Here is a 3836-nt window from a genome sequence, read left to right as displayed (position 1 = left end):
TGCGCTTTAGCGCTCTTGGGGCTTAAGCCCAACAACATACCTTTCTTGGTACGTAGTTGCGCTTTAGCGCTCTTGGGGCTTAAGCCCAACAACATACCTCATCTTTTTGGTAAAGGCTATATGTCTATCACAATCAATTACACACTATCCGAAGCCAGACGCAACTCCCGCAACATCTTTTCTCGCTCGCGCGCAATTCTTATAGCAGTTTCCCAAGTAAAAGTAAAAGATTGAAAAGAATCAGAATCAATCCGATCTTCGTCCAAATCTACAATCACCTGGTTAAAAATCTCAAATAACTCTTCTTGCAAGAAATGAATTTCATGCGAAGTTTTCGCTTGACGAATTTTTTGAATCAAACTTAAAATCGCCAAATTAAACTGATCGGCTTGATTTTTTTGTTTTTCTACAAAGCGCGAGCGCAACTGCCAAACCCAAGAGGCGAAAAGCGTTCCGATAGATAAATATAAAGCCATAAGATCGGAATTAGCAGCCCAAAAATCCGGCTTTTCGCGATCGTAATAAGCCTGAGCGCCCTCATGTAGGGGCAAAGCCAAACCCCCATTTGCTCCAGGCTGACTAATCATTGCCGCCAGCGAATTAGCAGCTACCAAATTGCGGCGGTACTCGAACACAATCCGCGTAATTTCCCGCACGATCTCCGGATCGACATCCTTCCGGGCCAACAGAGTAGCCTGCACTCCCACGGTCGCCAAATCTGCATCGGGAACAGCCGGATCGGCTTTGTAAGTACCCTTAGGAATCATATCGGCTTCCAAATAAGGCAACTTTATTTTCATGGCAGATCCTTGGTCGATCTGTACTAGCTTTCCCTGCGTATTTTGCAGCAAGTTTCTAACCAGATCGCTGCCGGGAGGCAGTACCCTAAAAATAGCATCAACCTCCCCATTACTAAATAATTTACTAGCCTCTGTCCAAGAATTTGGAGTAAACATAAAATCGGTTTCTTTTAAACCATAATGTTCGCTCATCAACCAAAAAGAACTGTAAGAACCACTGCCTCTTGCCATCAGTGCAATATGTTTGCCTTTTAAATCCGAAATACTTTTAATTCCCGACTGTTCGGAAACAATTAAATGAAAAACTTCCTTAAACAACGAAGCTATTACCCGAGCAGAAGGTACCGCAGCCGTATCGTTTTGTACGATCGCTAACTGAGCCTCATTCGACTCAAGCTTCCGCATATTTTCCTCAGCACCTTGAGTTTCAATAACTTGAATGCGGATGCGCGGATTGTGTTTCACGACGACATCAGCAAGTGCCTGTCCGAAAGGGTAATAATTCCCAGTTTTTGTTCCCGTGGCCAGTGTTAATTGATAGACTCGCTCCTTGTCTTGGTGAAGCTTCCAGCCAAAAGCTCCAATCAGGACAAAGCTTAAGAGAGCAACGGGCAGCAGTAATTTACTTTGCATTGATGTTGAGACTCGATCGATAATGGCAAAATTACAAGTATTGTAGTTGAAAATCAAAAGAAGACTCGGGAAATTCGACGCGCCCGATAGGGGAGGAGTCAATGCCCTGCGCGGGCCCCATTCCCAATGCCCCATTCCCCATTCCCTATGCCCCATTCCCCATTCCCAATTCCCCATTCCCAATTCCCCATGTTACTATCCCTCAGAATAGAAAACTTTGCCCTAATTGACCGCCTGGATCTAGACTTTGGCCCGAGTTTGAACGTATTTACAGGGGAAACCGGGGCTGGAAAATCGATTATCTTAGATGCGATCGATGTAGTTTTGGGCGGGAAAGTCGATCGCCGATCGATTCGCACCGGAGCAACGCGGGCAATATTGGAAGCTACCTTTGAATTAGACTCATCCGCCGCCAAGTGGCTCTTCGAGCAAGAAATCGAACCCATAGATGGCAATTTAGCCGTTTGCAGCCGGGAAATTAACGTATCTAGCGGTGCTTTGCGGAGTCGATCGCGTTTGAACGGAATTCTCGTCAACCGCCAGTTAATGGAGCAACTGCGCGATCGGCTTGTGGAAATTACGGCCCAAGGCCAAACCGTCCACCTCGGCCAAGAAACTCTCCAGCGAGAATGGCTGGATTTGTACGGTGGTAAAAAACTCACTCAAGCGCGATCGACAACCAGCACCGCGTGGCTGGGGGCTGCCAGCGCCAAAACAGCCCTCAACCGCAGGCGTCAGTCGGAACAACAGCGGCTGCAAAGACTGGATTTATTAGAATACCAAGTCCGAGAACTTAGCGAAGCCCACATCGAAGACGGCGGGGAACTCGAACAGCTAGAACAAGAATCAATCCGCCTCGGCCACGTCGTCGAATTGCAGCAGCAGAGTTACCGAGTTCACCAGGCCCTTTACCAAAACGACGGCGATAGCGCCTCAGCCGCCGACTTGTTGAGCAAAGCCGAGGAAATTTTAAACGACATGGTAGTCTACGATGTCCAGTTGCAACCAATTTTAGAAATGGTCAGCGACGCCCTAGCTCAAGCCACAGAAGCCAGCAGCCAAATTAGCAGCTACGGCGAACAATTAGAAGCAGATCCCGAAAGACTCGAAGAAGTAGAAGATCGGATTCGCGAACTCAAACAAATTTGCCGCAAATACGGGCAGCTCTCAGAAGCGATCGCCTACTACCACAGCATCCAAAACGAACTAAACGAACTTTTAGAAGGAGGCGAGTCAATGGAAGCCTTAGAACTCGCATATCAGACTGCTCTAGAGCAATTAAAAGACGCTTGCAGCCACCTCACCATCCTGCGGCGCGAAGCAGCCCTGAAACTCGAAACCCACCTCGTGGGAGAACTTAAGCCCTTAGCTATGGAAAAAGTCCAATTTCAAGTCGAGATCTCGCCCTGTAGCCCAACCGCCACCGGTGCTGACCAAATTGCCTTTTGTTTCAGCCCCAACCCGGGGGAACCGCTGCAACCTTTAGGGGCGATCGCCTCCGGGGGAGAAATGAGCCGCTTTCTACTCGCCATCAAAGCCTGTTTTTCCCAAATTGAAAGCGCCGGAACCCTAATTTTTGACGAAATCGATGCCGGAGTCTCCGGGAGAGTCGCCGGTGCGATCGCCAAAAAGCTCTATCAACTCTCCGACAAACACCAAGTTTTGTGCGTCACCCACCAGCCGCTAATCGCCGCGATGGCTGATTGTCATTTTCGCGTCAACAAACAGACGATCGCAGCAGAATCAACTATCGGCGAAGCAGCCAACTCCGAACCGGGCGAACGAACTGTAGTCAGAGTTGCAGTCCTCAACAGCCAGCAGCGCCGGGAAGAGCTCGCCCAACTTGCCAGCGGTCGATCGGCCCATGAGGCGATCGCCTTTGCCGAATCACTACTCGTCGAAGCCGCCGGATTGCGCCAAAGTCAGTCGGCCAAACCCTCAAAGTAGCAGCATTGCTCCCGAATCACCAATCAAAAATAGTCTTGTCAGTAAATCCACCTTTACTTGACGTAAAATATGAATCGCGATCGAGCTTGCTGTGTATGTCTTCTGACTTCATCGCGATAGATAACGAAAGTCTTCTTGCTCTTCTTTTACTCACCGTTCCGAGTCTCCCAAACGGTTTGAAGGAAATATGGAGATTTAAAAAACCAGTTTCAATGCCCAAAACTGCAAAAAAACTGCAACTGACAACCGACGATCGAACGGCGTCAAACTCAGTTCTTCAAAGCCTAATCTGATCCTCCAGGCGATCGGGGGGTCAAAAGGCGGACTTTTTTTCCGAGTCGGAGGTTACACTGAAAATGACCGAAAAACGAGGCGCAAGCCCCGTCCTTTTAAGGCTGGGGTCTAGCCGATTAGCGACTTCAGTCGCCTTGGAGCGAGTGCGCGGCTTCAGCCACA

The 3836-nt window shown here is 48.8% G+C and carries 2 protein-coding genes; one reads left to right on the top strand and one right to left on the bottom strand.

Translation table 11 applies throughout. The annotated features are described in order from the left end of the window. Nucleotides 1-137: 137 nt before the first annotated feature. Nucleotides 138-1433: a TAXI family TRAP transporter solute-binding subunit gene (locus JGK14_RS02175; RefSeq protein WP_293292791.1), complete on the bottom strand. Its 1296-nt coding sequence runs from the start codon at nucleotides 1431-1433 to the stop codon at nucleotides 138-140. Between the two features lie 189 nt (nucleotides 1434-1622). On the opposite strand from JGK14_RS02175, the gene recN reads away from it, so the two are divergent. After that, nucleotides 1623-3380 (top strand): DNA repair protein RecN, encoded by a 1758-nt coding sequence (gene recN, locus JGK14_RS02170; RefSeq protein ID WP_325314716.1) that lies wholly within the window; start codon nucleotides 1623-1625, stop codon nucleotides 3378-3380. The last annotated feature ends 456 nt before the right edge of the window (nucleotides 3381-3836 follow it).

Source organism: Microcoleus sp. PH2017_28_MFU_U_A (assembly GCF_020738035.1).
In the GTDB taxonomy this organism is placed as follows: domain Bacteria; phylum Cyanobacteriota; class Cyanobacteriia; order Cyanobacteriales; family Microcoleaceae; genus Microcoleus.
The sequence above is the reverse complement of the archived record's forward strand: the minus strand, read 5'-3'. Positions and strand labels throughout refer to the sequence as shown.